29 protein-coding genes are annotated in these 25619 nt (G+C 62.0%); 7 read left to right on the forward strand and 22 right to left on the reverse strand.

Translation table 11 applies throughout. The features are described 5' to 3' along the window. Positions 1-45 precede the first annotated feature (45 nt). Complete coding sequence (locus A7X97_RS12060) at positions 46-555, reverse strand: ferritin-like domain-containing protein (RefSeq protein ID WP_111007977.1); 510 nt, start codon at positions 553-555, stop codon at positions 46-48. Between A7X97_RS12060 and A7X97_RS12065 the strand changes: the two genes are divergently transcribed. Next, positions 554-2551: a YbhB/YbcL family Raf kinase inhibitor-like protein gene (locus A7X97_RS12065; RefSeq protein WP_218958786.1), complete on the forward strand. Its 1998-nt coding sequence runs from the start codon at positions 554-556 to the stop codon at positions 2549-2551. The genes A7X97_RS12060 and A7X97_RS12065 overlap by 2 nt on opposite strands. Before the next feature lie 44 nt (positions 2552-2595). On the opposite strand, the gene A7X97_RS12070 is transcribed toward A7X97_RS12065, so the two are convergent. Continuing rightward, on the reverse strand, positions 2596-2973 hold the full coding sequence (locus tag A7X97_RS12070; RefSeq protein ID WP_102944373.1) for a response regulator: 378 nt from the start codon (positions 2971-2973) through the stop codon (positions 2596-2598). A gap of 161 nt (positions 2974-3134) precedes the next feature. Here A7X97_RS12070 and A7X97_RS12075 point away from each other — a divergent pair, with 161 nt between their 5' ends. Both A7X97_RS12075 and A7X97_RS12080 read left to right on the forward strand, forming a co-directional pair. Next, the gene (locus A7X97_RS12075) at positions 3135-4277 is read left to right on the forward strand and encodes a two-component system sensor histidine kinase NtrB (protein WP_111007978.1); all 1143 of its coding nucleotides are present in this window, start codon (positions 3135-3137) and stop codon (positions 4275-4277) included. Position 4278: 1 nt separating this feature from the next. Beyond that, positions 4279-4641 (forward strand): response regulator, encoded by a 363-nt coding sequence (locus A7X97_RS12080; protein WP_024957534.1) that lies wholly within the window; start codon positions 4279-4281, stop codon positions 4639-4641. 39 nt (positions 4642-4680) lie between these two features. On the opposite strand, the gene A7X97_RS12085 is transcribed toward A7X97_RS12080, so the two are convergent. Next, positions 4681-5133: a BLUF domain-containing protein gene (locus A7X97_RS12085; RefSeq protein WP_049422543.1), complete on the reverse strand. Its 453-nt coding sequence runs from the start codon at positions 5131-5133 to the stop codon at positions 4681-4683. A 144-nt stretch (positions 5134-5277) separates the two neighbouring features. Between A7X97_RS12085 and A7X97_RS12090 the strand changes: the two genes are divergently transcribed. Beyond that, positions 5278-6111, forward strand: a complete 834-nt coding sequence (locus A7X97_RS12090) for a hypothetical protein (RefSeq protein WP_111007998.1) — start codon at positions 5278-5280, stop codon at positions 6109-6111. On the opposite strand, the gene A7X97_RS12095 is transcribed toward A7X97_RS12090, so the two are convergent. The 3 genes from A7X97_RS12095 to A7X97_RS12105 form a co-directional block, all read right to left on the reverse strand. Beyond that, a complete protein-coding gene (locus A7X97_RS12095) occupies positions 6108-8309 on the reverse strand; it encodes a fimbria/pilus outer membrane usher protein (RefSeq protein ID WP_111007979.1) in 2202 nt (733 codons plus the stop codon). The genes A7X97_RS12090 and A7X97_RS12095 overlap by 4 nt on opposite strands. 9 nt (positions 8310-8318) lie before the next feature. Beyond that, positions 8319-8975 (reverse strand): fimbrial biogenesis chaperone, encoded by a 657-nt coding sequence (locus A7X97_RS12100; protein WP_158003717.1) that lies wholly within the window; start codon positions 8973-8975, stop codon positions 8319-8321. 116 nt (positions 8976-9091) lie between these two features. Further along, entirely contained in the window at positions 9092-9589 is a 498-nt protein-coding gene (locus tag A7X97_RS12105) for a Csu type fimbrial protein (RefSeq protein WP_008266871.1), read from the reverse strand. A gap of 351 nt (positions 9590-9940) precedes the next feature. Between A7X97_RS12105 and A7X97_RS22310 the strand changes: the two genes are divergently transcribed. Both A7X97_RS22310 and A7X97_RS12115 read left to right on the forward strand, forming a co-directional pair. Then, positions 9941-10213: an HNH endonuclease gene (locus tag A7X97_RS22310; protein WP_322888679.1), complete on the forward strand. Its 273-nt coding sequence runs from the start codon at positions 9941-9943 to the stop codon at positions 10211-10213. Then, positions 10200-11021, forward strand: coding sequence for a GIY-YIG nuclease family protein (locus A7X97_RS12115; protein ID WP_040008437.1), 822 nt, complete (start codon positions 10200-10202; stop codon positions 11019-11021). The genes A7X97_RS22310 and A7X97_RS12115 overlap by 14 nt, the downstream gene beginning before the upstream one ends. A gap of 89 nt (positions 11022-11110) precedes the next feature. On the opposite strand, the gene A7X97_RS12120 is transcribed toward A7X97_RS12115, so the two are convergent. Together A7X97_RS12120 and A7X97_RS12130 are read right to left on the reverse strand one after the other, a co-directional pair. Continuing rightward, on the reverse strand, positions 11111-11578 hold the full coding sequence (locus tag A7X97_RS12120; protein WP_040008438.1) for a hypothetical protein: 468 nt from the start codon (positions 11576-11578) through the stop codon (positions 11111-11113). A gap of 369 nt (positions 11579-11947) precedes the next feature. After that, entirely contained in the window at positions 11948-12460 is a 513-nt protein-coding gene (locus A7X97_RS12130; protein WP_040008444.1) for an H-NS family nucleoid-associated regulatory protein, read from the reverse strand. Positions 12461-12634: 174 nt separating this feature from the next. On the opposite strand from A7X97_RS12130, the gene A7X97_RS12135 reads away from it, so the two are divergent. Then, the gene (locus A7X97_RS12135; protein ID WP_008266996.1) at positions 12635-13126 is read left to right on the forward strand and encodes a hypothetical protein; all 492 of its coding nucleotides are present in this window, start codon (positions 12635-12637) and stop codon (positions 13124-13126) included. Between the two features lie 38 nt (positions 13127-13164). Here the strand turns inward: A7X97_RS12135 and A7X97_RS12140 are convergent, their stop codons facing one another. From A7X97_RS12140 to A7X97_RS12205, 14 genes are all read right to left on the reverse strand, one after another. Continuing rightward, entirely contained in the window at positions 13165-13983 is an 819-nt protein-coding gene (locus A7X97_RS12140; RefSeq protein WP_040008446.1) for a hypothetical protein, read from the reverse strand. A gap of 75 nt (positions 13984-14058) precedes the next feature. Then, complete coding sequence (locus A7X97_RS12145; RefSeq protein WP_008264601.1) at positions 14059-16710, reverse strand: DEAD/DEAH box helicase; 2652 nt, start codon at positions 16708-16710, stop codon at positions 14059-14061. A 2-nt stretch (positions 16711-16712) separates the two neighbouring features. Then, a complete protein-coding gene (locus A7X97_RS12150; protein WP_040009802.1) occupies positions 16713-18230 on the reverse strand; it encodes a site-specific DNA-methyltransferase in 1518 nt (505 codons plus the stop codon). 175 nt (positions 18231-18405) lie between these two features. Continuing rightward, a complete protein-coding gene (locus A7X97_RS12155; protein ID WP_181503439.1) occupies positions 18406-18819 on the reverse strand; it encodes a hypothetical protein in 414 nt (137 codons plus the stop codon). A 65-nt stretch (positions 18820-18884) separates the two neighbouring features. Then, positions 18885-19196, reverse strand: coding sequence for a hypothetical protein (locus A7X97_RS12160; protein WP_146260244.1), 312 nt, complete (start codon positions 19194-19196; stop codon positions 18885-18887). Between the two features lie 68 nt (positions 19197-19264). After that, the gene (locus tag A7X97_RS12165) at positions 19265-19579 is read right to left on the reverse strand and encodes a hypothetical protein (protein WP_111007981.1); all 315 of its coding nucleotides are present in this window, start codon (positions 19577-19579) and stop codon (positions 19265-19267) included. Further along, entirely contained in the window at positions 19576-19896 is a 321-nt protein-coding gene (locus A7X97_RS12170; RefSeq protein WP_111007982.1) for a hypothetical protein, read from the reverse strand. The genes A7X97_RS12165 and A7X97_RS12170 overlap by 4 nt, the downstream gene beginning before the upstream one ends. A 187-nt stretch (positions 19897-20083) precedes the next feature. After that, on the reverse strand, positions 20084-20293 hold the full coding sequence (locus A7X97_RS12175) for a hypothetical protein (RefSeq protein ID WP_008266166.1): 210 nt from the start codon (positions 20291-20293) through the stop codon (positions 20084-20086). Next, positions 20293-20877 carry a hypothetical protein gene (locus A7X97_RS12180; RefSeq protein WP_024957517.1) on the reverse strand — a complete coding sequence of 195 codons (585 nt, stop codon included), beginning with the start codon at positions 20875-20877 and terminating at the stop codon, positions 20293-20295. Before A7X97_RS12180 ends, A7X97_RS12175 begins: the two co-directional genes overlap by 1 nt. 106 nt (positions 20878-20983) lie before the next feature. After that, the gene (locus tag A7X97_RS12185) at positions 20984-21559 is read right to left on the reverse strand and encodes a hypothetical protein (RefSeq protein WP_111007983.1); all 576 of its coding nucleotides are present in this window, start codon (positions 21557-21559) and stop codon (positions 20984-20986) included. A 166-nt stretch (positions 21560-21725) separates the two neighbouring features. Further along, a complete protein-coding gene (locus A7X97_RS12190) occupies positions 21726-22739 on the reverse strand; it encodes an ArdC family protein (RefSeq protein WP_111007984.1) in 1014 nt (337 codons plus the stop codon). A gap of 67 nt (positions 22740-22806) precedes the next feature. Continuing rightward, entirely contained in the window at positions 22807-23052 is a 246-nt protein-coding gene (locus A7X97_RS12195; protein ID WP_111007985.1) for a hypothetical protein, read from the reverse strand. Between the two features lie 91 nt (positions 23053-23143). After that, a complete protein-coding gene (locus A7X97_RS12200; protein ID WP_146260245.1) occupies positions 23144-25018 on the reverse strand; it encodes a DUF5906 domain-containing protein in 1875 nt (624 codons plus the stop codon). A 56-nt stretch (positions 25019-25074) separates the two neighbouring features. After that, positions 25075-25236 carry a DUF3450 domain-containing protein gene (locus tag A7X97_RS12205; RefSeq protein ID WP_136191690.1) on the reverse strand — a complete coding sequence of 54 codons (162 nt, stop codon included), beginning with the start codon at positions 25234-25236 and terminating at the stop codon, positions 25075-25077. Between the last annotated feature and the right edge of the window lie 383 nt (positions 25237-25619).

Genomic DNA, 25619 nt, shown 5'->3' on the forward strand with positions numbered 1-25619 from the left:
CGCCCGCGTCGGCCGGGCGTGAACCCGGCCGGCGCGGCGCAGCGGTTACTTTTTGGCTTCGACGCCCGGGGTGGCATCGCGCACCATGAACTCCTCGGTCACCTCGGGCAGGTGGGCCGCCAGCCAGTCGGCCATCGCCTCTTCCTGCACGAGGATTTCTTCGCAGATCCGGGCCGTTTCTGTATCGCCCACCGTCTTCGCTGCGGCGATCAGGGCCGTGTAGGAGGCGATCTCGAAATGCTCGAAGACGTAACCGGCCATCGCGCCTTTGACGATCTCGTCGGAGGCCGTCATGCCGCCGACGGCCTGACCGAAGGCTGCCATCTTGCCCATCACGTCCTTGAGGGTCGACGGCGAGCCGCCCAAGCGCTTGATGCACCCTTCCAGCCGTTCGCGCTGGCCAATGGTTTCCTGAATGTGCTCTTCAATGCGCGCCTTCAGCACTGGGTAGTGCTCGATCCGCGAAGCCTGCCCCTTCAGCATGGTTTCGGCTTGCTGTTCCATCGCGTGTGCGTCGCGCAGCCAGTCCAACAGGTTCTCTTTGAGCTCTGCCATGGATGTCCTCCTCTCGTGTCGGGCGAAGCCTTACCGTATCGAGGCTGGGATGCGGATCAAGCGATCCCCGAGTGAAGGCTTGGCGAACGCCGGAGCGTCCGAGACCGGCGATGTGTGGGCCTGGCGATCGATGGCCTTCGTGGTGAACGGCGCGCATGCAACGCATTCGCAGCCCATTGACCGCTCCCGCCCGATGCTGAACGCTCCTCAGCGCCAGGCCATCCTCATGACCCGTTCCGCGCTTTTGCTCGTCTTCTTGGCCCCCTCCCTCGCCTTGGCTCAGCAGGGGGACGGAACCGACGTCCAAGCCAACGTCCATACGTTCAAACCCGCCAAGGTAGATGCGACGCCCGAGCGCGTTCAGGCCCTGAAGGTGCCCAGCGGCTTCCAAGTGCGTCCCCTTGCGCAAGGCCTTCAGAATCCCCGGATCATCGCCGTGGCACCAGACGGGCGGATTTATGTCTCACGTCGAGATCAAGGCGACGTGCTGTTGCTGGAGGATGCCAATGAAGACGGAGCCTTGGACGCCGAACCGAAGGTGGTCTTCTCACGTCCAGGAGCGCACGGGCTGGCCATCGCCAACGGGCAGCTGTATGTCGCCACGGCCAACGACGTGTATCGCGCCCCCATACACCCGGACGGGACGTTGGGTCCAGAGGAACGGATCATCAACGACCTGCCCGATGGCGGTCAGCACCCCAACCGCACGCTGGCCTTTGGCCCTGATGAGATGCTCTACATCAGCGTGGGCTCGTCCTGTAACGCGTGCAACGAGACCAATCCCGAGCATGCGGCGCTGCTGAGGTCCTCGCCGGATGGCAAGAACCGGTCCATCTTTGCCAGCGGCCTGCGGAACACCATCGGCTTTGCTTGGGACCCCAAAACGGGGGAGCTGTGGGGGATGGATCACGGCATCGACTACTTGGGCAATGACGAACAGCCCGAGGAGCTCAACCGCATTCAGAAGGGAAAGAAGTATGGTTGGCCTCACATCTGGGGCAAGGACGGGGTGAATCCCCAGAGCACGCCGCCAGGGCAGATCAGCAAACAGCAATGGGCGGCGACCAGCGAGCCCATGGTGCTCGGCTACACAGCCCACGCGGCCCCCATGCAGATGCTGTTCTACACCGGCCAGCAGTTTCCGGCGGCTTACCGGGGGGACGCCTTCGTGACGATGCGCGGTTCCTGGAACCGCAAGCCAGCGTCGGGCTACGAGGTGGTGCGGGTTCGTTTCAACGCCGGCAAGCCGGTCGGGCTTGAGCCCTTCCTGACCGGCTTCCTGGTCGACAATGGCCAGGCACACATTGCACGCCCGGTGGGATTGGCAATGACGAAGGGCGGTGCCCTGTTGGTCGGCGACGACGCCAATGGCGTCATCTATCGGGTGACTTACGGCCAGGGCCAAGCGTCCGCCTCCCCCGCTGCTGCGGTGCCCAGCGGTCCCTTAATGGCCCAAGTCAATCAGGGGTCTGGAGTGCCGTTGGCCAAGGATCGGATCGGCAAGGCCGCCGCGTTCGAGTTCCGCTCCCCGTCGTTCGCCTCGGGCCAAGCGTTGCCTCCCCGCTTCAGCGCGTATCACGACGATGCATCGCCCGCTCTTTCGTGGAGCCCGGTGCCTGGTGCCAAGTCTTATGCGCTGATCATGGAGGACCCGGACGCGGCCAACGTCAAGCCCTTTGTTCACTGGGTGGCCTACAACATCCCAGCCACCACACAATCACTGCGGGAGGGCCTGCCCGTCGATCCACGGCTGCTGAAACCGGAGGGAATGCTGCAGGGGGCCAACAGCCGAGGCTCGGTAGGCTACTTTGGCCCTAAACCGCCGGTCGAGGATCCACCGCACCATTACCATTTCCAGCTGTTGGCCTTGGACACCGTGCTTGATTTAAAGGCTGGCGCGACGCGGGACGAGGTGCTAAAGGCCGCGAAGGGCCACATCCTGGGTGTGGGCGAGACCGTGGGCACTTACCAGCAGACCGAGGCCCCGCTGAACTAAAAAAGGGACCCGAAGGTCCCGACCGGTGCCCAAGGCCCGGAAACTCAGTGAACCTCCAGTCCCTGGCGAAGGGACTGGAGGGCGGCGGCGATCTCTTTCAGGCGAAAAGGCTTTTCAAGGAAGGGCGTGTCTTTGAAGCGTTCGGGCAGCCGGTTGGCCCCAAGACCGGTCGTAAACAGGAACGGCACCCCCAACTCGACCAAGCGATCGGCCACGGGGTAAGACTCGACCCCGTTCAAGTTGACGTCCAGCACCGCCACATCGAAAGCGGCTTCCTCGGCGCATGCCAAGGCTGTGGGCAAGTCTTCCGCCGTCTTGGAGACGTCGTAGCCGACTTGGGCAATGGCCTGCTCCAAGACCATCATGAGAGTGGGCTCGTCCTCTACAAGAAGAACCCTTACTGCTTTGCCGTCCAATCCCATGACTTTCTCCCTACAAGCGCTCTGCGTGGTTGTGCCACGATTGAACAGTGTGGCCCGAGGGCTCGCCCGATTTGTGAAGGAAACGTAAAAGGATGACGGCCGTCGCTCTTCTACACTGCGCACTCTGTCGCCCTTCGGTGGCCCTGCCGAGAGGATGACCCATGAACCAACCAGCGAAAGCGAAAACCGATTTGAGGGACGAGAGCCGGCAGTTTGCCCTGCTGGTGAACTCCGTCACCGACTACGCCCTTTACATGCTCGACACCGCCGGGGTGATTCAGACCTGGAACCCGGGTGGGCAGCGAATCAAGGGATATGTCGCTGCCGACGTAGTCGGCACCAACTTTTCCCGCTTCTACCTGCCCGAGGAAGCCCAAGCCGGATTGCCAGAGCGAAACTTGCGCACCGCCGCCCTGGAGGGGCGCTACGCTGCCGAAGGCTGGCGATTGCGGCAGGACGGAACACGCTTCCGTGCCAGTGTGGTGATCGACCCCATCTGGGAAGACGGGGAGCTGGTGGGGTTTGCCAAAATCACCCGCGACATCACCGAGCGCCACGAGGCGCAGGAGCAGCTGCTCCAAGCCCAGCGCGATCTCCTGCAGGCGCAGAAGATGGAGGCCATCGGCAAGTTCACGCTCGGCTTGGCCCATGATTTCAACAACCTGTTGACGATCGTGGCCAACTGTCTGGATCTCATCAGCCTGAGGGTGAAAGACGGAGGCGTGGCCAAGCTCATCGATACCGCGCAGCGGGCCGCCGAGCGCGGGGCCCTTCTGACTCGGCAGTTGCTGACCTTCGGCAAGGGACAAACCCTGGTGCCAGAGGCCGTCGACTTGGCCGCCTTGATGGCCGAATGCGAAGCGCTGCTTCGCCGCTCTGCCGGTGACGCGATCACAGTGACGATCGAGGTTTCTCAAGGCCTTCCGACCCTGTCGCTGGACAAAGCACAGCTGGAGGCCGCAATCCTTAACCTGGTGTGCAACAGCCGCGACGCCATGCCGAAGGGCGGAACGATCCTCATCACGGCCTCTGCGCGGCAAACCCGTGATCCTACGTTGCCCAACACCAGTGAAAGACCTTACATCTGCCTGAGCATCCGAGACGACGGTTCAGGGATTGAGGCGGACCAGCAGGCCAGGGTATTCGAACCGTTTTTCACCACCAAACCCATTGGAAGGGGCAGCGGGTTGGGCTTGAGCCAAGTGTTTGGCTTCACGGCCCAGTCCGGCGGGTTCACCGAGCTCCAGAGCGAGCTTGGGAAGGGAACCCGCGTTAGCCTTTGCTTCCCCGCACCAGAGCATTGAGATGCCGATCCACGTGTTGTTTGTTGAAGACGAAGACGATCTCCGCAGCGTCGTCGTAGAGGCTCTGACCTCTCAGGGCTTCCAAGTCACTCCCGCCAGCAACGGGGATGAGGCCCTCGTCCTCCTGCGCGGCGACGCCAGGTTCGCGGTGGTAGTGACCGACTTCAACATGCCAGACAGCGCCGACGGGCTGGAGGTCGCGGCGGAAGCCGCGGTTGCTCAACCCCAGGCCCGCGTCATGCTCGCGTCTGGCCTTCAACGCTCGCAGCTGCCCCCGCTGCCCGAGACGGTTCGATTTCTCCCGAAGCCTTACCGCTTCCGACAGCTTGTTACGGCGATCCACGAAGACTTGGGCTGCACGTAGGGGGCGGATTCCTTGCGCGGCCAGGCGGTCGCCACTGGTTCATCTTCCTACCAGTGCGCGTCTGCTCACTAGGAACAGCAGCCGGTCGATCGCCGTTGCGTTCAACGCTTCTCCATCCCCCCGCACCTTGAAACCGGCCCAGTCGCCCACTGCGACCTCGCTCAGCTCTTTGACTTCCACAGGCAACCAGCGCATAGGCCAATAAGGCAAGCGGCGATCCATGATCGTCCCGCTTTGCAGCTCGATCAGGTCGTGATGGCTCGAAGCACCGAGCACCCTTGAGAACACCACGTCCAACCCGTCCGGGGGGCCCTCCAAGTATTGGAGGAAGCGCGTCCCGTCGAACAAGAGCACCCCACTGACACCTGCGTCCCGGTTAAATCGAGTTGCGTCGTCGACCAGCTCCTGGAGCTTGCCGCTCCGGAGGCCAAGCAGATCGCCGCGCAACGCGTCGGATGCCTCGCTGACATACACCACGGCCCTGATGGGCATTGGGCGCTCCTTCTCAACTTGTCTGGCCATCCCCCCTTCCACGAACTTTAGTCCCGCCCACGCATTTAGGCAATCGCGTTGGGAGATAGCGCCTACAGGCGGCTGTTAACGTGATCCCGAGTTCCAATCGAGTAACCTTTGATTATGGCCCTTTACAACATCGCGGAACGTTTAAGCACGGCTAAAGAACTAATCAGCAGGGGCGATGACGCGTCATTGATCTACGCCGCGCTGGAACTACGATTCTGCCTGGAATCCGTGGCGTATCAGAACTTGGCTGCATATGGTGAAGACGTTTCCACCGAGCTTGCTCGCGAGTGGCGACCGGACCAGATCATCAAAATGCTGGCCGCCTTCGATCCGAACTCTGATCAAACGGCCAGCTTCTCCATCTCGGTAACGCCACCGCCCAAAGACCTCGATTTTGCCTCAAGTGACTTGAAGGCCGCTTTCAAGGACAAGGATTTCTTGCCGATCGGCGAGGCCAAGCGCATTCCTTGGGGCAAGTTTCGCAGTTACTACAACTCGTTGGGGAGCTTTCTCCATCTGCGCAAAGATCTGACGAACGCACGGCCGAAGATCGAAAGGCTCCGTGTTCTCATCGCTGAGCTGGAAGAGGTTGCGAGCTCGACGCTGATCGCTGCCAGCAAGGATCTCGCGACGGGCAAATGCGTCGACTGCGGCCATGTGCTCATTCTCGGCCCGGCCGAGCAAGCGGGGGACAAGCCCGTTTTCTGCCCGAATACCAAGTGCAACTCGAGCTATTTGGCCATCAAGCGGGACCCGGAGCGGCGGGTGCAGAAGGTCGAAGCCCTGGGGCTGCGCTGCGAATGCGAGGCCATCGTTCCTATCTTGCCAGAGAGGCTTCTCAAGCCTGCGGTTTGCCCAGCTTGTGGGTCGACCGTTTGCGCAGTCATTGCTGCAAAGGCAAGGGTGCTAGGGGTGCCGCCCACTCGCGAGGGAGATCTAAGCGGCTAGTTGCACCTCACCTCCACCACGGCTTCCACGCCTGGTAGGGCTGACGGCAACACGGCTTTGCACACGCCCGACACCTCGACGGCCATCCCCGGCTCGGGGTGCTCCAAGTAGAGCGCTCCGTCGTAGCCCACCATTGCTTGTTCGTTCGGCGTAGATGCCAGCGTGCCCGGCGCGATGCTGGCCCCTGTCAGGGTGAAGGCCCGGGCGTTCTGGGTCAGCACCGGGAAGGTCACCCGCACGCCGCCTTGGCGGGGGGCCACGGATTGCTTTTCGGTCTCCCCAATCTCCACACCCACGGGCAGGTCTTTATCTTTGAGACTGAAGGTGGTGTGCAGCAGGGAGGGCACGTTGGTGACCAGCACGCGCCCCTGCCGGTTGGTGATGCCCACCGGCGCCCCGTTGACCCGCACCGGCAAGCCCGCTTGCCCGGGCACATCCACCACGGCGAAGCTGGCGTAGGCGGGACGCCCGAAGGCCACGCCGCGGTGGTCCAGGAACACGGCACCGGAGAAGTTGGCCGCCACCTGGGTTTGCCCGTCGTAGTGGTCCACCATGATCCGGGCGTCGCCGTAACGCGTCATGGCATCCGCCGTGGCCTGGGTGCTGCCCTGATCGCCCTCGGTGTGCTCTGCAGCCACGCGAAGGCCGCCCTCGGTGCGGTAGGTCGCTCGGGTGGTCAGGGCATCCTGGCCTGGGGCCTGGCGGGCCCGCACACCCACGCTGGCCTTGCTGCCGAAGCGATACGTGTAGCTCGCCGATACCTGGAGATCGCCGCCGTTGAGGTCCTTCAGCACGTTGGCGGACACCTGGCCTGCAGTGCCCAGGTTCGCGCTCGCGCCCAAGGAGGCGAAGGCCAGGCTGGAGCGCCCCGTGTCGATGGCGCTGTAGATGCCACGCACGGTGAAGCGGCGATCCGGGCGGTAGGAAACGCTGGCTTGGGTGCGCGAAGCGATGGGCAGCGCCGTCTCGCTCTGCAGTCGCCAGAAGCCGTCGTTTTCTTCGTGTTCCAGCCGCAGGCCAAACGCGGGCCCTCGGTAGTCGTAGCGGGCAGCCCAGCGCGTCCCGCCGTCGCTTGAGCGGCCCACCTCGCCGTCAAGCACGCCCCAGGTGCCCGGGGCCCAGGTGGAACCCACGGTGACGTTGCCCTTGCCGTTCTCGTCCACCTGCCCACCGGCTCGGATGGTCCAGCGGTCGTTGACGCCCTTGGCCCAAGAAGCACTGACGCCGGCCGTGCCGTAGCGATTTTCGTCTTCGCGGACCTGGCCGGCGGCGATTTCCCAGGCGGAGAGCCCGGGACGCAGCAGGGTCGGGGCGACATAGAGCCGTGCAGTGGAAACGGCGGTTTCCCGGCCGTAGGCGTCACGCACCACCACCGCCGTCTGGCTGGCTCCAAATGCCACGTTTCGACCGTCCACGGTGAAGGGGCCGGCCTTGACGTCTTGGCGTGTGATTTCAGCCTGGTTGGACAGGACCTTGACCTGCCCCGGGTCCAACGCGATCCCCCCTAAGGTCGGGACGGGCCACGTCGGCGTGAGCGGATCCAGCGCTGCCGGGTCCTTCGCGAGGCGAATGCCGCCCAGCGCCACCGGGCCGATGCGGGGCGTGGCGTAGACATCGCCGGCTTGCCAAGTCCGTTGGCGCGGCAGGTCGTCTTTCTGCCAAGCGGTCATGCCGCGGCGCATGCCAAACCCGTTGGGGGATTGGTTGAGCTGCCCGGTGGTGGAGACCACGCCCCAACGCCCTCCGGTGCGCGCGTCCAGTGCCAAGGACGTCGCTTGTTGCCCGCCTGCAATCTGGGTGGCGAGGTTGTAGTTGACCAAGACGCCCCCGATGCCGGGCGACACCTGAGAAACCGGAGTGCCGTGCTGGCTGAGCTGCTGCGCCGGCTTGCGGTCAGCCGGAATGGTGAGCTGGACGGTGGCGTTCTCGGGGGTGTAAGCCACGGTCACGCCCAAGGCTTGGTCGGTCAGGTCCTGGCCCTCCTCGCCCGGGCGAAGGGTCACGCCGAGCTTCTGCCAGGTCGTGGATTCGGCCACCCAGGCCCCACTTTGCTGCCAGAGCAACACGGGGTCCTTGGCGGGCAGCCCGTTGGCCCGGATTGGCGCGGCCAGCACCGGCTCCACCCCCTCTGGGATGGCCGCGTGCGCGCTGCCGATGGACAGGGCCAGCGCGAGGCCCAGGACCCTTCCCCGCCGCACGTGTCGCCCTCAGTTCACGGGGACGGCGACGGGGGACCCGTTGACCGTGATTGAGAGCGTGGACGCCTTGAGGCCAGGCTTGAGCTCCACGTGCTTGCTCTGCCCCGGCAATACCCATCCCAGCGCCCCTTCGCGCCACGCCGGCATGCCTTGAGGACCGACGGCGGTCAGACGCGCGGCGGTCGGACCGGTGTTGGTCAGCAGAAGGCCGTTGGCGGTCAGGCGGGCCGTGAGCACCGGAGGACCGGCCTTGGCGTCTTCAAACCCCACCGGCAGGTTCTGGTGGATCAACAACTGCACCTGGCCCGCCGTGGACGGCTGGGGCAACTGGCGCAGCAGCACGCGGTAGTAGCCGGGCGTGCCGACGCCTTGGGTGCGGACCAACCGCACGGCCCGGCGTGACCCAGGCGGGATTTCGACAATGGACGGTGCCGCGATCACCGCCTTGGCGGGGCCGGTCACGTCCTGCCCGCTGGGGTCTTGGGACCAGTCCAGCACCGTCACCTGAAAGCGCTCGGGGGTTTCCCCATGGTTTTCCAAGGTCAACGCCCCTGCCTTTTCTCCAGCCGGGGCCACGATGCTTGTGGGAAACAACGACACGTTGCCCGCCCACGCAGGAGCGGCGCACAGCATAAACAATGGAACCACCAACAAACGCTTCAACATCATTCCTCCAAATCGATCACCTCCTTTGATCCAACCAAAACATTTAAAGTTGTCAACCCACCCTCAAAAGAAAACCCCCGGAGATATCCGGGGGTTTGGTAGAAACCCTTTGAGGGTCAGTAAGTCAGGGTCACGGCGATGGTATCGGAGAAGGTCCCGCCGGGCACCTTGTTCAAATCATAGAAGGCATAACCGATGCCAATCATCTGCTGCTCACCGGTTCCCACGCCCTCCCAAGCGTCGGCCCCACTGCCCCACACTTGACTGGCACCAGGATCTTTGAAGAGGCCGTAGGCGACGAAGTTTCCGGCCCCATCGGACACGGCGCGGTGATTGGGACGAGCAATCGCGGCGCCGTAGTTCAACCCATCGCCGGGCACGATGCTGAAGGCGGTGCCTTGGTTGCAGCGAACCATCAACGCACCATTGGAATAGCCCTGCGTGCCGGACGCCAAGCCGTTGTATTCACCGCCGCCCAGCTGGGTCACGAGCAGGCTGCACTCGTTGTTCACGGTCGCAGAAATCATCAGGTCTTCGGTGACGTCAGCGGCGGACGCCGAAGTGGCAGAAAACGCGGCCATCAAGGCCAGAGAAAAAGAAAGGGTCTTGCGCATGAAAAATCCTCCTCGGATATTGGGGAAAAGGGATATGGCCCGGCTTGGGCTTACTTCACCAATACTCGATAAATCCATTTCCGCAAGAGGATCGGGCAACAAGAGTTGCAGGGGCCAACCCAAGCGCTTGCACCGAGGGCACGAGTGAGCTAAAAAGCAATCGCCGGTCGCAGAAGCGTCGGTGTTGTGCCCGCATAGCCAATAGGCTCCGGGTGCCCGAGGTCCACCCAATGGGGGCGCGGGAATCTTTTTTCGATTCCGGAGCCATCCATGACGACCAAACGCCGCAAATCCCTCCGCACGTCTGCCTTCCATGCCCAGTTCGGCCGCTGCTACTACTGCGGCCTGCCGATGTGGCTCGCAGCTCCTTCAGAGCTCGGGCTGAAGCCCAGCAAGGCTCGAGCCTTTCAATGCACCGCGGAGCACCTGGTCGCCCAGCAGGATGGGGGCCGAGACGTATCCGGGAATGTGGTGGCCGCGCATGCCCGATGCAACCAGTGCAGGCACAAGCGAACGGGACCAGCTCCCTCCCCTGAAGCGTTCCGGGCCTTGGTTCAGAAGCGGCTGGCAGTGGGAAGATGGTGGTCCAGACTGCCGCCAGGGATTGCGCATGCTCCTGTATGACCTCATCAAGCTCTACGAACCCTCGTTTGAGCCGGCTCGCACCAAGGTTCACTTGGCCCGAAACAATAAGATCGAGGATCCGATCGATGTTTGGCTGGACGGCCGGTTTGACGACTGGCAGTGCTGGCAGCGGCAGCGGAACTTCGACCGGGACATGGTCTTGTCCCTCATCCAAATCCCCAATACCTACCGTTGGATGTTCGCCGGCCTCTTCCGATCCGTGGGAAGCAGGCCCGATGTGGATGCCAACGGAACGCCCCACGTTGACTACACCTTGGAACGCATCGACAGCACACTTGCGTTAGAAGGACGCCTCTTCGTGACAGGGAAATACGTCAGCCGCACTTCCTACCTCAGAGGCGAGACCCTCTCGGGGGACATGGTGGTGCACGAACTTCTGGCAGAAAAGCTGGGAGACGGAGAGTTCCCTGGGTTCGGTCAAGTGGACATCGACAAAGGCACCCTGGACCGCATCGTTGCCAGCGGCAACAACTCTTGGCGTGCGGCTCTTTCCAGTGTCAAAGGCATCTATCTCTTAACGGACAGCAAGACCGGCCTGCTCTACGTCGGAAAAGCAGACGGCGACGCCGGCATCTGGGGACGCTGGTGCCAGTATTCGAGCACAGGGCACGGCTGGAACAAGGCCTTGGTCCAAGAGTTCGGCATCAAGGCCACTGACCGTCAACGGGATCTCCGCTTCTCGATCCTCGAAGTCATGGACCGGCGCTCCCAAGAGAGCCAAATCGACAAGAGGGAGTCGCACTGGAAGCGGATCTTGATGTCCCGCAACGGCTACAACCGCAACTAGCAATGTTCAGCGGAGCCGCAGAGAACCGCCATCTTGTGATCGTTAGCGGCATGCCCGGGGCATGCCGTTCTCGGCACACGAATGCTCTTTCAGACAGGCAGGCGCTCGGCGATCCAATCCATCCATTCGGATTGTGCAGCCGTCGCATTGGCACTCAAGGGTCCACGCCCAGGGATGAGCTCAAGGGCGTCTGCTTCGGCGCGGAACTGAGGGAAGAACGGGCCGTTGACGCCCGTCACGAAGTAGTCACCCTGTAATACGCCGCAGGCTTGGCAATGGTTGGCCCAATAAGTGGCATTGGCGGTTTCCGAGCGCCCTGGCTTGAGCCAAGGCGCCGCCTCGCGCACATGCGCAGCGACTTGATCGTCCAAGTCCTGGATACCATGCAAAGTGGCCGCATCGCCTGCTTCCGGCTCGTCCCCCGGCTCATCTACGTCTGCGTAGTCCACGAAGGACGGCACCCACACCGACGTGACCGGCGTTGCCTCGCCGCACTTCCAACACTCCACGCTGGCCTGCAGGAGTGCATAGCTCGGAGCGGACAAGGTTCGTTTCATTTGAGCTGCCCCACGGCCGCCGCTCGCACCTCTTGAAGACGCGGGGACAGCTTGCTGCCAGACAACTTCCCTCCGCGGCTGCCCCACGCCTCACCGACGACCGCCAGGGCCATGACCACGGCGTGGAGGAGATCCGATTTCGTCCGCCCCTGCTCGCTCCACTCGCCCGGAAGGGCAGCCAATGCAGCGACCGCGTCCTTCCCTGACAAGTATTGGACGCACGTCAAGGCGGACCAGTGAAGTCCAAACTCAGTGCGCAATCGCGTTCCCGCCTCCTCTTGCAAGAGCGTTCCGTCGGCCATGTCGAGCAACACGTGTGCAGCGGCCAACGCCTTGGCACGGGCATTCGCAGGGCCTTTGTCCACGGGATTAAGCAGCCGGCTTCGGCTTGGCCTTCTTGGCAGGTTTCCGAATCGGCTTTGCCTTCCCTGCCTTCTTGGCGACTTTCCCCACCCTCGCAGCTCCCTTAGACGCGGCCTTCTTCACCTTCCCAGCGGCGGGCGGGAACTTGGCCCCAGGGTTGGCTTGCGCCCACGCCTTGCCCTCGACCGACTTGGCCCATGCCGTGAAAGCCTTGGGTGCCAGCCCTCGGCCTGCCCAGGTCTCTCCCGTCGGGAGTCGATACTTGGGGGCGACTTTGCCGAGCTTTCGGCCTTTCAGCGGCCCCGCAGAAGATTTCGGGGAACGCGCCGGCTTGACGTCGATGGCCTCGCCAATGAGCTTGGCAACCTGACGACGCTGGGCGGGACTGAGAACCTTCGCATACTTCTGAAGCACCGCAATCGCCTTGGGCACCTCCCCATCGCGCTTCTCGACCAGCCGCTTTTGGGCTTCGAGCTGCTTGATTTCCGCGTTGATCGACTGGAGGGTGGTCAAGGCCAAGGGAAATACTCCGTTGAGGGCAAGCAAGGGTTATAGCCCATTGGCGGGACAAGGGCCAATGCAGGACCGACCCGTCGACCCGCTTACTCACAATAGCGCCACCTTCCCAGCGACTAATCACGCGTTGCCGGGCCCTTTCATATTGGGATCGTAGGGCCGAGATATGATGCCGGCATGCCCGTTCGCCCTGACCTCGCCTACGATCTGCTCAAGACCTTCAGCAAACTGGAGTTCCAGCTTCGACGGCATGGAGATTTCTTCCGGAAGGATAGGCAAGGCGATCCGATTCCCGATGTGGCTTGGCGCAAAGTGGAAGACCGCGCCCGCTCGCTTGGCGACGCCTTTTTGGAAGAAGTCCCCGAATGGGCACGCAAGCGCCTTCTTGGTCAGCGCGACGAACGCCCCATGAAACAGAAGATCGTGGAGGAAGACGGGCGCCTGGTGGCCCGTTTCATGCCTAGCCCCTTGGATGCAGACTCAGATGCGGTGGCGCTGGTCCAGGCCATGCAACAAGTCCGCAACAACCTCTTCCACGGGGGAAAGGAAGATTCGGAAGAGGATCCATACACGGAAGACGACGACTGGGTGTATGCCGCGACTCAAGTTGCCCTCGCCCTCCAACGCGCGTTGGTGAACGGATGGCTCGATAGCAGCGGGGAGCAATAACTCAACGACCAGCCCCATGCCATCAACGGCTCGGCTAGTCAGGGGGAGTGGGGAGCGGTCTGCTGCGTCATGAAGGTCGGACACCCGTCTTGCCGCATTGCTTTGGCGTAGAAGGATGGAAGCTCCAAAGCAGTCACCCCCTCTTCCACTGCCAGTTGAAGGGGGATGGCCTCCCAGAAGCTCACGATGGCATTTGAGAAAGCATCCAAATGCTCCTCGGTCACGCACATGTGGGTGTAGTCCACGTAGCGCCACGACCCCTCATCTGACTCCAGTTGGGGAACGAATCGAGGGAAACGCTGCTTCAAGGCTTCGAAGGCCGGGCCTTCGCCATGCTTGAAGACGTTGACGACCAGCCGCAAGGCCTCGAGGTCTTGGTAGTGCGGCACTGACGGCACATCCCACCCGAAAGCGACCAACAGCGCCTCCAGCTGAGTCCATTCGCACCGCCAGACCTGATCCCGGGTCTTCTCTCCAATGACCCACCCGGCCTGGCGCAGTTCGCGAGCGACGCGGACGCGAAAGCTCTTTTCGAAGTGGTGATACATGCCAGCGGCGATACCCAGCAGGGTGCGCTCTCGCATTTCATGGAGCAGGTCGTAATGTTCGAGGCTCTGATGAAAGGCCGCCTCGTAGACCATGGACATGTCCCATTGCTCGGGGTCGAAGCACTCTGGCGGATTCTCCAAGCAGTCCTGCTCCATGGCTTCCGCCTCTGCTTCGATCGCAGCAAACGGCGTCAGGAGGCGGGCTTTGGCTTGAGCCAAATAAAAGCGCTGCTCTTTGACTCGCAAAGCGATCTCTTCTGCCATGAAGCAGAAGACGCCTCTGCGCCTGCGCGTGACCAGGACTTGCATTGTCGGCACCGTTTTCCCTTGAGGGCTTATGGGGTAGAACGTGAGGTATAAGGCCGGTCTTCCATGACTGCTTGCTTACCTCTTTTCCCGAATGGCAGCCTGAAGTTGCTCGGTCACGCTGTTGCCCTTCTCGTCCCTCAGCTGGGCCATGAGGTAAATCCCCCTGCCCTTGCTCTTGGTGGCCCAAAGCTCACCGATCATGCGCTTCTCCCTCTCGGAGTCCGCCGTGTATCGGTCGCCGCCCTTGTATTCGACGACCAGCAGGCGACCGTCCTTGAGCTTTGCTACAAAGTCAGGGTAGGTCCGCTGCTTGGACGTCGGCATCCAGAACTGGCTTTTGTCCACCAGGTTGCGGACCCAAAACTCCACCTCGTCCAGCTGATCGATGGCCTGGGCGCAGAGGAACTCCTCGCCCACCTTGCCCCCGGCGGTCTTCCATTGAAGATCGCCCACGAAGGGGTAGTAGTGCTTGCGGAAGCGATATGTGCCGCCTTGGTAGTAAGAATGCGCTGGATACTGGGTCATGTCCGCCGGATAGGTGAACATGGCATCGGGCTCGTCGCTGACCACGATCTCTGCGTCGGCACCAAACAGGGCCTGCTGGAAGCCATCCTTGAGTGCTTCTGCCTTGGCGATCTGGAGCTGTTCGCCGAGCTTCCGTCGGAGCACGAACTGGCCATTGAGCAGTTGCGATAGCGAGAAGCCCCGATCTTCGGACAGCCCGCTGATGGACCGGCGCAACCACTCCCGCAGCACGGGCTGCTTGACCGCCGGATCGCGGATCTTCTGGTCCAGCCAGCCGACCAAGTCCGCTTGAGTGCGGTCCTTGGCGAAGCCTGGCAAGTAGGTGTTCACGTCGTCATCAATCGGCGTGTAGCTGACCTTCTCTTCCACCAAATCGACTTCAAAGGTCTTGCTATCTGCGTTGAACTTGAGGCTGGTCAAGTCCGGGGGATAGGCCAGCAAGTCCCAGGTGAAGCCCGGCGGCGTGGCGCCGCTCTCCACGAACTCCAGCTCGCCCTGCTCCATGACGCCCAGCCGCGGCACGCTGAACACTGCGCCGTTCTGGCTGGGTGCCTTGACGGCCTTGGCGGCGATCTGGTGCCGCTGGATCGTAGCCGTCGCTTCCTCGCGCTCCTTGGTTGGCACAGCCTTGGTGATCGCTTCCACGGTGGACTCGTCCACCTCGCCCGTGATCTCCACCGAGCCGCCCTTGCCTTCCTCGTTCGGAGTGAAAACAACGCTGGCCTGGTCCCGAGCAGGGATGCCGGTAAGATCAGGCTGTTTGCTCACAGCAATGGTGGCCCTGGGCGTCACGGGCACCGGATTGACCTTGCCGCCTTGCAAGTCCAAGCCGGGACCAGGGGTGGGATCCGGCAGCACCGCGCCCACGGCCTCCAGAGGGTTGAACCCGATGTCGATGAGCGACTTGGTGAGCTCTGCAGCAGCCAGATTGAACGCCGCAGTGGTGACGTGCGCGTAGGCCTTGTTCATGGCCTCCTGCTTGCGGCGGGTGGCATACGGCATGCGCAGCACGCGGCCCAGCAGCTGCTGGATGTCCTTGTCGCTCTTGACCTGGGCCACCGAGCAAAAGACGTAGGCAAACGAGCAATCCCACCCTTCCTTGAGCGCTTGCTTGGTGATGATGACCTCGATGGGGCAGTCCTTGGCGAACAGGTCCACCCCGTCGATCTCGCGCTGATCGCCCGTGGCGATGGCGATGGCTTTTTCGGGCACCTTCTCGTTGTCGATGAGGTGCTTCTTGACCTCCTCGACCGTGGCAGTGCCCTTGGCGTTCTCAGCCTGAATCAGCAGGATGGGACGGATATAGTCCGGCTCGCCCAGCGCGGTCTTGCCCAACTCGTTGCGGCGGGCCACGGCGCTGCCCACGGCCACCTCCCATTGCCCGACGTGCTCCTTGAGCACGACCGGGAACTTGATCATGTTCGCGTTCTTCAGCTCAAACGCGCTGACGCTCACCAGCACGTTGCTCTTGCTGGCCTCGGGCGTGGCGGTGAGTTCCACCACCACCTTGGCGCCCAGGCGCTCGTAGACCTGGTAAGACAACGGCGTGTTGGCGTTGTGGGCTTCGTCGGTGATGACCAACGGGCCGTGGAGCTTGAGCAGGTTGGCAAAGGACGCAATGGCCTTGCCGGCTTTGTTCTGCTCCAGGTAGGCCAGATCGGACACGCTGCCGGCGAAGTGCGCTTCCAGGTCCTCGTGGTGCTCGTAGACCTTCCGGCCTTCCTGGTTCTCCACGCGCAACGCGGCCATGGTGGTAATGACCACGCACACCTTGGTGCCCAGATCGGCGGGGCGGATGTGGGTGAAGTCTTCCACGTCGAACACCGCGACCTTGCCCCCGAACGCCTCGTCCAGTTCCTGGCGGTAGGGATGGCGGGGATTCTTGAAGGCCTCCAGCGTCTGGGTCTTGATCTGGGTGGTGGGGACCATCCACATGACCAGCGGAAACTCGCGCTCGAGGTAGGCGTCGCCTGCCGCCTGGATGATGTGCGCGCCCATGACGGTCTTTCCGCCGCCCGTGGGGATGCGTAGGCACACGTAGGGCGAGGCCTCCAGATGAGGCATGGGTTTGTATTGGGTGACCAGACCGGCATCCGCGTTCTTCTCAAACGCGGATGCGGGGCCGGTCAGCCGGGCGTCTTCGAGGAACTGGGCCAGGCTGGACAACGCCCGCTGCTGATACACCTTGAGGGAAAGAGCCATGCTTAGCGTGCCTTGATGTCGTAGGGGGTTTGCTTGAAGGTGATCTGGAGCTCCTCCAGCCGCTCTTTAGGCAAATCGCAGGATTCGCCGTAGATCACCTTGGGACCCTCGAAGGTCTGCAAGCCTTTCAACACCCGCTTGGTCAGCACGTTGCCGCCGGTCTTGCTCTCATCGCCCAAAATACCGTTGAACAGCAGGTAGTAGCCGACCCCGTGGTGCTCGCCCAGGAACGGCTGCTTCGGTGCTCGAGTGGAGCGTGCGGCGCCAGTCTCGGCGAACCAGACGTGGGCGGCCAGGTGCTCGAACTTGATGCCCTCGCGGATGTGGCCCGCATCATCGAACACGGGCACACCGAGCTTGTAGAAGCGGAAGCCGCCACCGCCCCTCCAGTCGGCACTTTTTGAGATGCCTCCTTGCTCACCATCAACAACCTTTTTCATCCTGGGTTGACCAAGCAACCGAGCGTGCTCACCGACTTCTATCCCAATCCATTTCCGGCGCATCTTGTGAGCAACCGCAGAAGTAGTCGCAGAGCCTAGGAAGCTATCCAAAACAAGATCCCCCTCTTCAGACGCTATGTGAATGACACGTTGAAGGAGACGTTCAGGCTTCGGCGTCATGAAGTTTTCACTACCAAAAAGTGCGACGACCTCTTTTTTCGCTTCCTGCGTATTTCCGACATCTGAGTTCATCCAGATCGTCTGAGGAACTACACCTTGCTTGACTTCCGAAAGAAATCTTTTTATTCGAGGAGCGTTGTTCCCTGCAGCGCCCCACCAGATCCGCCCATCGGAATCCATTTCCTGAAACTTCTCCTTCGACACACGCCAATACATTCCGTTTGGAGGGCCAGGTATTACCCTGCCACTGGGGCAAGTAATCGGATATGTTCCAGCGCCATAGAAGTTGCGCGCTGAAAGGTCGCCTGAGGTCCACGGACCACGCGGATCTTCATCGGGGTTCTTGTATGTGGCAGTTTGCCTCTCAGACCGAGGCATGTCGTTCGGGCGCCAAATATCTGCGTCTTTTGCATAGACAAACAGATGATCATGGTCGACGGAAAGATGTCGAGCACTGTTCTTCGGAGAGAAGACCTTCTGCCAAATCGCGTTTGCAATGAAGTTCTTACGGCCGAACACCTCATCTGCAATGACTTTGAAGTAATGGGCCTCATTGTCATCCAGGGTTATCCAAATCGATCCATCTTCAGCCAACAGATCTCGCAACAGCTCTAGGCGCGGATACATCATCGACAGCCACTTGGCGTGCTCAAGGTTGTCGTCGTAATGATCAAAGGCGCTGCGAGTGTTGTAAGGCGGATCGATGAAGATGCACTTCACCTGCCCTGCGTAGTAAGGCAGCAACGCCTTCAACGCATCCAAGTTGTCGCCTTCGATCAGCATGTTCGGAGAGTCGACCTCCCCATAGGACAAGCTGGCCACCGGCTCCAGAAGGCGGTAGGGCGTCAGGGCGGAACGGGTCAGGTCTTCATCACGGTTAGACCAGTTGAGCAGCGGCATCGAATACATCCCATCGAACAGGCACCAAGTATCGTTCAGAGGGTGCATTTCGGCCAATGCTCCAAAGCCTAACGGCGGCTAAGCCTTTGATCGAAATGACCTTCCCGTGATCGGAGCCTGATCGCGAACTATATGCTGGGCCACTTAACGACCGCCGGGCCAAGAGGCAACTAGGCTACGGACGGCTGAGGCCCACCTTCCCGCAGTAGCGATAGACAGCCGAGCTGCTCACCCCAAGCTCCCGCGCCAACTGAGCCCGGCTGACCACCTTCAAGCGATCCCGAACCTGGTCCAGGCCCAGCCCCCGGAAGCTGCGCTGCTCCGGCCTTTTCAGGACACGCCCTAACCGAAGGGCTTGGCGGTCCAGGCCGATGGTGGCCGGCGACACGCCCAAGCGCTTGGCCACCTCGGCGGATGTGAGCCCGGCTTGGATCAGCCGCTGCACCTGCTGGCGGCGCTCGATGAGCTCGCGGGCTTGGCGGGCCCGAAAGGTCTGCCGTCCGGAACCCGCCAGGCGGTGCCGCCGGACAAAGCGGTTCACGGCTTGGTGGGTGACGCCCAAGCGTTGGGCCAGGGCGCGCTGGGTCATCCTTTCGTCCAGCAAGGATTGAACCTGGGCCGGGGATCGGCCGCCGAGGAAGCCTTTGCGTGGACTCATCGATCCATCGCCGCCAAGTCGCCCTGAATCTCGGAGGGTGACACACCAAGCGCCTGGGCGATGGCCCCAAGCGTCAGGCCTGCGGTCATGCCGGCGCCAATCGCATACCGCCGCTGACGTTCATAGGCTTGGCGACGAGCCTCCGGGTCGATGGGCATTGCATCCGCAGGATCCACACGCTGGGCGTGCTCGATTTGCTCGGGTTCGCCGTGTGCGTTGCGGTGCGCGGCCAGGGCGTCGTCCACGTCCTTGCTGAAAGGCTTGTTGCGTTGGGCTGCGTCGTAGAGGGCCTGGATGTCCGGAGACATGGGGAGCAGCTCGAAGCTGCCCGGGCCGGAGAGAGGGCCTGGCTCAAAAAGGGTGGAAAGCTCGCGTGTCATCGGCCCACCCAGTAGCCCAGTCCCGCGCTAGTCAAGGTGGCCGCGTATAGAGCGGCGTCCTCAGCGCTGGAAATGTTGAGGGCCATTACCACCGCCCCGAATGCGAGCGTGAGGACGCAACTTGCGAAGATCCCCCCAAAAATCGCGAAATCCACGTAGAGCGATGCGTCGCGCTTCCCGGCGCAGAATAGGGCCAGCGATTGCTTTACGGTCGGGTAAGTCAACGCGATCATAAAAGAGAGAAACGCCGCCGAGCAGAGAAACACAGCAAGGACCAGCATGGAAAGGACCAGCATCGTCAACGCACTCATCCGCGCGACCTCCTCTTGCCCCAGAAAAAGGCCAGCAGACAGAGCACCGCGACCGTGCCGAGGACAAACAGGCCTCCCCCGGTGGCGAGCTGGTGCCAGACGCTGAAGGTGGCTTGGGCCAAGAACGCGGCGATGACCACCATCCCAACTCCAAACAGCCCGCCATGGATCACGACGCGGCCGTGCGTGCGAGCGTCTCGCTCACCGCCCCTCACCCGTTGCCAAGCTGCCTTGGCGTCGCCAAAGCGCTTGAACGTCCAGAGCGGGACCAGGACCATGAGGCCAAGCAGGGTCAGCAAAAGAATCGCGCTCACCATGGGCGGCCCCCCGCGCGACTCCTCAGCGGGCGCGCCTGGAAAGTGAGAGGTTGGCCCCACTGGCTGGGCTTGAGATTCCATGCCATTGGCAGGTGGTGCAGCTCGCGAGGTTGCGCAGGGGAGCAGTCCATGCCGTCTAGAATGAGGTGACCGTAATGGTGGGCAATGCTTTTGAATGTGGCTCCCATTAGCGCCGCCCTTTGCCGGTCGTTGCCGCGTTGGCAGAGCGCACGCCCCAGCCCTTGGCTTGGCGCAACCGATCGATCTGGGCTGCTGCTTCGTGAGAAAGGCCCAGGTATCCGCTTTCGTCCATCAAAACGTGGCCTGGAGATTGCTTGAAGTCCTCGATGCTCAGCGCGGCATCGGGGCGCTTGCGGAAAAATGCGAGCCATTTCATCAGCGCTGCCCTCCAACGGCTACATTTTCTCTGCCCGCACCGATGACTACGGATACGGAAGCTGCCTCAAGCTCTGTAATCACTGGCTGCGCGGTCCCTTCGGAGCGGAGAAAAACTTGATCCCCCACCTCAAAAGCCCCCTGCTCGTCGCCCTGCATGTAGAACGGCAGAATGCGGCCAGCGATGCGCAGCGCACATACGCTGTCATCCACACCGTTGTTTCGCGTGTCGCGGCATGGGACGCGCTCATACGTCACTCGGAGCGTGTAGTAGCGCTGCGCCTCGTCAATCACCCACAGCGTGACGCTTTCGCGTGTTGCGGGGTTCTTCTTCAAGATTGAGTTGTAAGCCGCGTATGGGCCACGGCCCGGCGCTTCCATGGGTTCGAAGGACTGAACCCCGGTGGCGGTTTCCGTGGGGGACGCCTCCCAGGCGTGTGTGACCCTTACTGCGATGGTGTGCGGCGTGATCACGGTGGCATTCACCCCGACGGCAACGGCGACCGAATCGCTACGGGGCTCGGCGGCGCTGGCGGCAAGGGGGAGCAGGCTGGCAAGGGCCAGAGAAAGAATCAACGCGCGCATGAGGCCTCCTTTTTTGAATGGGTTGCACTACCCATAACAAACGGTTTGGTTTGCGCAAGGGGATCGGGAAAAGAAAAGGCGGCTTTCGCCGCCCTTTCCCTTGGCCTTAGAAGCGCGCTCGCAAGCGAGGGGCTTCCAGGGTTTGGCCGTCCTGCCCATGGGCCTTCATGGCCGCACCGACCTGCCGTTGGGCGTCGGCCCCAAACCCGCCTTCCGGTGGCTTCCAAGCGTTGGCAGGCGGAAGTATACTGTCGAGGAGCTTGGCTCGGTTGTGGGCACGGATGACCTGATCCGATTGATCATTCCCGTGCCGCCCCAACAAATCTGTCGGGGTCGTTCCCTCCGAGTCCGCGTCCTGGGGCGTGCGTCCCGACTTGAGCAGGTCACCAGCCCATTCGGCATCGCCGGATGCGACGGCGAAGTGGAGCGGATACTCGGTGGCAGCGGTCAGGAAGGCCACGTAGTCCTTGTAGCTGGTTACCCAGGTCTCTTCCTTCCACTCTTCTTCATCGGTCTTGCCGTCGTAGTAATGGTCGAAGGCCGCTTGCCGCAGCTCGTCGTAAAGCTCGTCTACTGACCAATCGTTCTTCACCGCTTGGATGAGCAGGTCGCGCTCTTGTTCGCAGAGCTTCAGACCAAGGGCTTCGCGTGCGCTGATGGGTTGGGTGGAATCGTGTTGCATGGGGTCCTCCATTGGTTGGTGTTGAGTAGGTCACGGCTCACCAGCACCGCAGGAATGCGGTGGAAGCCGTTCTTCGTTTTCAACCCCGATGGGGAACCTGACAGGGGCATGGATGCCCACACCCAAGTTCTAGCAAACCGTTGAGGAAGGTCAAGCCCTACCAGCGTTAAGCTACTTGGCGCTCCTTGCGTCGCGACGGCGACCTTCGACCGGCTTCCGCCTTCCGCCGCTGCTCCATGTCCTGCTCCTTCTTGACCTGCGGCAGCGGCTCGCGTTCAAACGTCGGGATGTCGAGGAAGGTCATGACCTTCTCCGCTTGGCTGGCTGCGCGGAACAAGGTTCTGGGGTCGTCGGCGAGAGCCTTCATCCAACTCTGCAGGTAGGCGGCGTGCTGCTCTTCGTGCTCCTTGCCCAGGGCGATCCCCAGGCGCTCGGAAATGAAAAGGCTGGACAGCTCTGCCACCAGCTCCTCTTTGGCGTAGTCCGGGCTCCCGAAACGGCCGGTCTGATCGCGATCCAAGCGGTGCTTCGCGCCGGTCCAATGGGCCAGTTCGTGGAGCAACGTGGCCTGATAGCTGACGTCATCTCTGAAAGTGTGGTGCTTCGGCAAGTGAATCGAATCCGCGACGATAGAGTAGAACGCTCGGTTGCCACCGTCGTGATGGAGCTTTGGCTGGTGTTTGTCCAACAACTCCCGAACACGCAGGTTGCGAATCGACTCGGGCATGACGAAGGGCGGCGGGGGCTCGGGCATGCCGTCGATCTGGCTCGAATGGAACACCGTGGCTACGAACACCGATGGCCCCAGGTATCCGCTCTTCTGTTCACCCTCGGTCAACGGCTTGGCGTCGTCTTTGGCCTTGCCCGCCTTGCTGAAATCCCAGTAGGCGATCCGCTGCCCCTTCTCGCCGCGCTTGATCTGGGTCCCAATGCTTTCGGCCTGGCGATAGGTCAGCCAGCGGTCGTCTTGGTAGCCGTGGGTGAGTTGGGCGCGGCGCAGGATGAGTGTGTTGCTGCCGCGATAAGCCTTGCCCGTGGTCGGGTTCCAAGGCCCGCTGATCGCGCCGTTCTGCGGGGCCTCGGGATCATTCCATGGGCGGCGCCAGGGGATGGTGCCTTGTTTCATCAGGTCGAGCATGCGCCGGGTTTCGGCTTGAATGAGATCCGTATACTTGGACATGGGGTGGTCGCCTCAAATCTTTTTCAACCTCCTGCGCCTCTCAACAGGTGGTTGTGGGTGGATGGGGTCAGAACTCGATATGAAGGGTCAAAGTTTTGCGGTGATACAACGCTCGCCGCAGTAGCTCGGCGATGTCGTCTTCGCTGCGCAGGCCCTGGTCGCCGTCTTTGCCAAGACGGACATGGAGACCAAACCCGCTCTGCACGAGCAAGTATTGCGGGTCCGCTTCCGGCGTCTCTGGGCTCTCCAGATCGGCCGGGCCGATGGCCTCTTCGGGAAAAGCGTCGTCGGGGATATGGTTGGGCGATGGCATGGGGGCTCCGTTTTGGTTTGGATACCCCTTTGCAATAGCGCAACTGCGGGGGATGTAAAGGCCTGCCCCGGAAATGCCGGGCATTGCTGGGTTAGCCCACCTTCTTCTTTGCCGCCTCGGCCTTGCGTTGCTCGCGCGCCTGTCGCTCCCGGCGATCCTGCCTCTCCCATGCCGCGGCGCTCTTGGCTTGGCGCTCCCGCTCTGCGCGGCGTTCGGCCTGGACCTGCTCGTAGGGCGTGTTGGCAAAGCCGAACAGGTGCTGGATCGCCTCGGGCAGCTCGGCAAAATCCTGCTCATCTTGCCGTTCGGCGGCGGCGGCCAGTGCTGCGTTCTGGGCGTCGTTGGCCGCCTTGACCTGCTCAGTTTCGGCTTGACGGGCTTCTGGGGTCAGGGCCTCCAGCCGCTTGAGCTCCTGCTCTTGTGCGCGCTCGGCGTCGGTCTGCTCGCCCTTCCAGCAGCAGAGGTAGCAGTCCAACTGCTCGCCCTCCACGCGCCGATTCGACGGGCGCCCACGCAGGTGCCCGGCAGTCTTCAGGCCACGGGTGAACTGGCGCTGCGAGAGGATTTCCTCCGGTTCAAAGCCCTTCTTCTCGCACCAGGCCACATAGCGGGCATGGATGGCCTTGACGCTCTGCCATTGCTCACTGCCAGCGGCAGCGCCGAACAGCACGCGGTCGGCATGGGCCCAGGCGGCGATGGAATCGGCGTTGTGGATGACGGCCTGCTTGTAAGCACGCGCGGCCTCCGGGAGCTCGTGGTCGGCCATGAAGCGACCCCGCGCCACGACTCGGCGGGCACCTTCGAGCATCCAATCGAGGAACAGCTGGCCTTCTTCCTCCAGCAACTTACGACTGAAGTCCTCCACGCGGTCTTTTTCCGGAATGACGTTGGCCCACTCCACAATGGAAAGGCGTCGGGCGACGCCACCGGACTTGTCACGGTAGAACGGCGCGGAGTTGCTGCTGATGATCCACTTGGCCTTGGAGTGGTAGTTCAGAACGGAGAGGTGTTTTCGGTTGATGCCGATCCCATTGCCACTCACCAGCGTTTTGAACGTGCCTTCCTTCCACTTCTCGCACTCCACCTCATCCACCAGGATCAGCTGGCTGCCGAGGATGCCTTCGAGCGCAAACGTGTCCCCCAGGGTGGCCAGGTCCAAGCGAGCCACTTTGTTGTGGACGCCTTCCACGCATTCGGCCAGCGTCGATTTGCCGCTGCCGGCGGCCCCGTGCCACCACGCCGCGATCTGATAAGAACCAGGCAACAAGGTCATGCCGCATTGTTCCTGCACCAGTGCACGCACGCCTTCGTCCGGCAACGCATGGGCCAGGAACTTGCCCAGCAGGCTATCGGCCGGCACGGGGCTGGGGATGTAGCGCTGGCCGGGCGTGGCGCCCGTGGCGATGTTCAGGGCGTGGGTCATGCCATAGCGCGGCTGGGGTTCCAGCGCCTGGATGCTGTCCGCCGTGATTTCCAGGTAAGCGTCAGCGCACGGGACCACCGCCCGCTTGGGTTCCAGTTGCGGCAGCGCGCTCTGCTGACCCAACCGCGTCCGGGCGTAGGCCCAGCAGCTGGAAGCGAGCTTGTCGCTGGCCTTTGCGGGGATGTTGGCATCGAGCCAGTCGGACGCCAGGCCGTCGCCGAGGCCGCGGTGAACCAGCGCCCAGTGATTTGCACTCCAACGGTAGACCAACGTCGATTGCGTCGCGGATTCGTCGCGGACGCTGGCCCAGAGGTGGCCGTCAAGCCCCAACTGGAGGTGGCGAGCGAACAGGAAGTCCAGGCTTTCCGGTCGCAGCTCGCCTTTGTTGAGCTTGGTTTGCTTGTGGCGATCCAAGGCGCGTTGTTCGACCTTGAGATTGCTGGCGTAATCTCGCCGGTTTTTCTCCCAGTGCTTTTCGATGAGAAAAGCAACCTCAGGGGGGTTGACGACCGACGGATCTTGAGGGAGATTGTTCGTAGACATTGTAGTTGGCTCCAACGACTCCCCGCCCTGGCAGGCGGGGTTTCGCGTTTGTGGGGTTAGGCGACGTGCGGCAACGCGTTGTCGAGGATCCGGCGCAGCTTCTCGCTGGGAGAAATCCCCGACCGCTTGGCTTCGGCTTTCAGCCGCTCAATCAACGCCCTTTCCATGCGGGCATTGAAAGGGTCTTTGCGTGGGGTTTGGTTCTGCTGCGTGCTCATGGGTTCTCCGTGTTGCATCCGTAATACATTCAAGAAAGCAGGTTTCTTGAAACCGTCAAGCCCCTTTCCCAGAAATATTTTTTAGCTGCTGGTTAACTTTCCTGCTGGTTTTCTGTTTTTTCTTAAACCAGCAGCCAAACCAGCGACTAAAAACCTTCCAAGTGATTGTTTAATCTCGTTTTTGTTCAGAAAATAAGCTAACTGCTGGTTTGCTGATTAAAAAAACAGTTTTACGCTACGTGCCAACGTCTCATTTAGTCGTGAGATTTTAACTCATTCTTAACAAATCGCAGTTGCAGAGAAAAAGTGAAAATAATAACCAGCAAACCAGCAGGAGCCCTCAAAGCCTTACGCAGCAAGGTTTTTTTTTGCTGGTTTAGCTG

It is taken from the genome of Stenotrophomonas sepilia (assembly GCF_003244875.1).
In the GTDB taxonomy this organism is placed as follows: Bacteria; Pseudomonadota; Gammaproteobacteria; order Xanthomonadales; family Xanthomonadaceae; genus Stenotrophomonas; species Stenotrophomonas sepilia.

Excerpts from the sequence above, each read along its gene's own strand:
- A7X97_RS12065 (WP_218958786.1), top strand. The coding sequence starts at position 554 with ATGGATGTCCTCCTCTCGTGTCGGGCGAAGCCTTACCGTATCGAGGCT.
- A7X97_RS12060 (WP_111007977.1), bottom strand. The coding sequence starts at position 555 with ATGGCAGAGCTCAAAGAGAACCTGTTGGACTGGCTGCGCGACGCACAC.
- A7X97_RS12070 (WP_102944373.1), bottom strand. The coding sequence starts at position 2,973 with ATGGGATTGGACGGCAAAGCAGTAAGGGTTCTTCTTGTAGAGGACGAG.
- A7X97_RS12075 (WP_111007978.1), top strand. The coding sequence starts at position 3,135 with ATGAACCAACCAGCGAAAGCGAAAACCGATTTGAGGGACGAGAGCCGG.
- A7X97_RS12080 (WP_024957534.1), top strand. The coding sequence starts at position 4,279 with ATGCCGATCCACGTGTTGTTTGTTGAAGACGAAGACGATCTCCGCAGC.
- A7X97_RS12085 (WP_049422543.1), bottom strand. The coding sequence starts at position 5,133 with ATGCCCATCAGGGCCGTGGTGTATGTCAGCGAGGCATCCGACGCGTTG.
- A7X97_RS12090 (WP_111007998.1), top strand. The coding sequence starts at position 5,278 with ATGGCCCTTTACAACATCGCGGAACGTTTAAGCACGGCTAAAGAACTA.
- A7X97_RS12100 (WP_158003717.1), bottom strand. The coding sequence starts at position 8,975 with ATGTTGAAGCGTTTGTTGGTGGTTCCATTGTTTATGCTGTGCGCCGCT.
- A7X97_RS12105 (WP_008266871.1), bottom strand. The coding sequence starts at position 9,589 with ATGCGCAAGACCCTTTCTTTTTCTCTGGCCTTGATGGCCGCGTTTTCT.
- A7X97_RS22310 (WP_322888679.1), top strand. The coding sequence starts at position 9,941 with ATGTGGCTCGCAGCTCCTTCAGAGCTCGGGCTGAAGCCCAGCAAGGCT.
- A7X97_RS12115 (WP_040008437.1), top strand. The coding sequence starts at position 10,200 with ATGCTCCTGTATGACCTCATCAAGCTCTACGAACCCTCGTTTGAGCCG.
- A7X97_RS12120 (WP_040008438.1), bottom strand. The coding sequence starts at position 11,578 with ATGAAACGAACCTTGTCCGCTCCGAGCTATGCACTCCTGCAGGCCAGC.
- A7X97_RS12135 (WP_008266996.1), top strand. The coding sequence starts at position 12,635 with ATGCCCGTTCGCCCTGACCTCGCCTACGATCTGCTCAAGACCTTCAGC.
- A7X97_RS12140 (WP_040008446.1), bottom strand. The coding sequence starts at position 13,983 with ATGCAAGTCCTGGTCACGCGCAGGCGCAGAGGCGTCTTCTGCTTCATG.
- A7X97_RS12145 (WP_008264601.1), bottom strand. The coding sequence starts at position 16,710 with ATGGCTCTTTCCCTCAAGGTGTATCAGCAGCGGGCGTTGTCCAGCCTG.
- A7X97_RS12150 (WP_040009802.1), bottom strand. The coding sequence starts at position 18,230 with ATGCCGCTGCTCAACTGGTCTAACCGTGATGAAGACCTGACCCGTTCC.
- A7X97_RS12155 (WP_181503439.1), bottom strand. The coding sequence starts at position 18,819 with ATGACCCAGCGCGCCCTGGCCCAACGCTTGGGCGTCACCCACCAAGCC.
- A7X97_RS12160 (WP_146260244.1), bottom strand. The coding sequence starts at position 19,196 with ATGTCTCCGGACATCCAGGCCCTCTACGACGCAGCCCAACGCAACAAG.
- A7X97_RS12165 (WP_111007981.1), bottom strand. The coding sequence starts at position 19,579 with ATGAGTGCGTTGACGATGCTGGTCCTTTCCATGCTGGTCCTTGCTGTG.
- A7X97_RS12170 (WP_111007982.1), bottom strand. The coding sequence starts at position 19,896 with ATGGTGAGCGCGATTCTTTTGCTGACCCTGCTTGGCCTCATGGTCCTG.
- A7X97_RS12175 (WP_008266166.1), bottom strand. The coding sequence starts at position 20,293 with ATGAAATGGCTCGCATTTTTCCGCAAGCGCCCCGATGCCGCGCTGAGC.
- A7X97_RS12180 (WP_024957517.1), bottom strand. The coding sequence starts at position 20,877 with ATGCGCGCGTTGATTCTTTCTCTGGCCCTTGCCAGCCTGCTCCCCCTT.
- A7X97_RS12185 (WP_111007983.1), bottom strand. The coding sequence starts at position 21,559 with ATGCAACACGATTCCACCCAACCCATCAGCGCACGCGAAGCCCTTGGT.
- A7X97_RS12190 (WP_111007984.1), bottom strand. The coding sequence starts at position 22,739 with ATGTCCAAGTATACGGATCTCATTCAAGCCGAAACCCGGCGCATGCTC.
- A7X97_RS12195 (WP_111007985.1), bottom strand. The coding sequence starts at position 23,052 with ATGCCATCGCCCAACCATATCCCCGACGACGCTTTTCCCGAAGAGGCC.
- A7X97_RS12200 (WP_146260245.1), bottom strand. The coding sequence starts at position 25,018 with ATGTCTACGAACAATCTCCCTCAAGATCCGTCGGTCGTCAACCCCCCT.
- A7X97_RS12205 (WP_136191690.1), bottom strand. The coding sequence starts at position 25,236 with ATGAGCACGCAGCAGAACCAAACCCCACGCAAAGACCCTTTCAATGCC.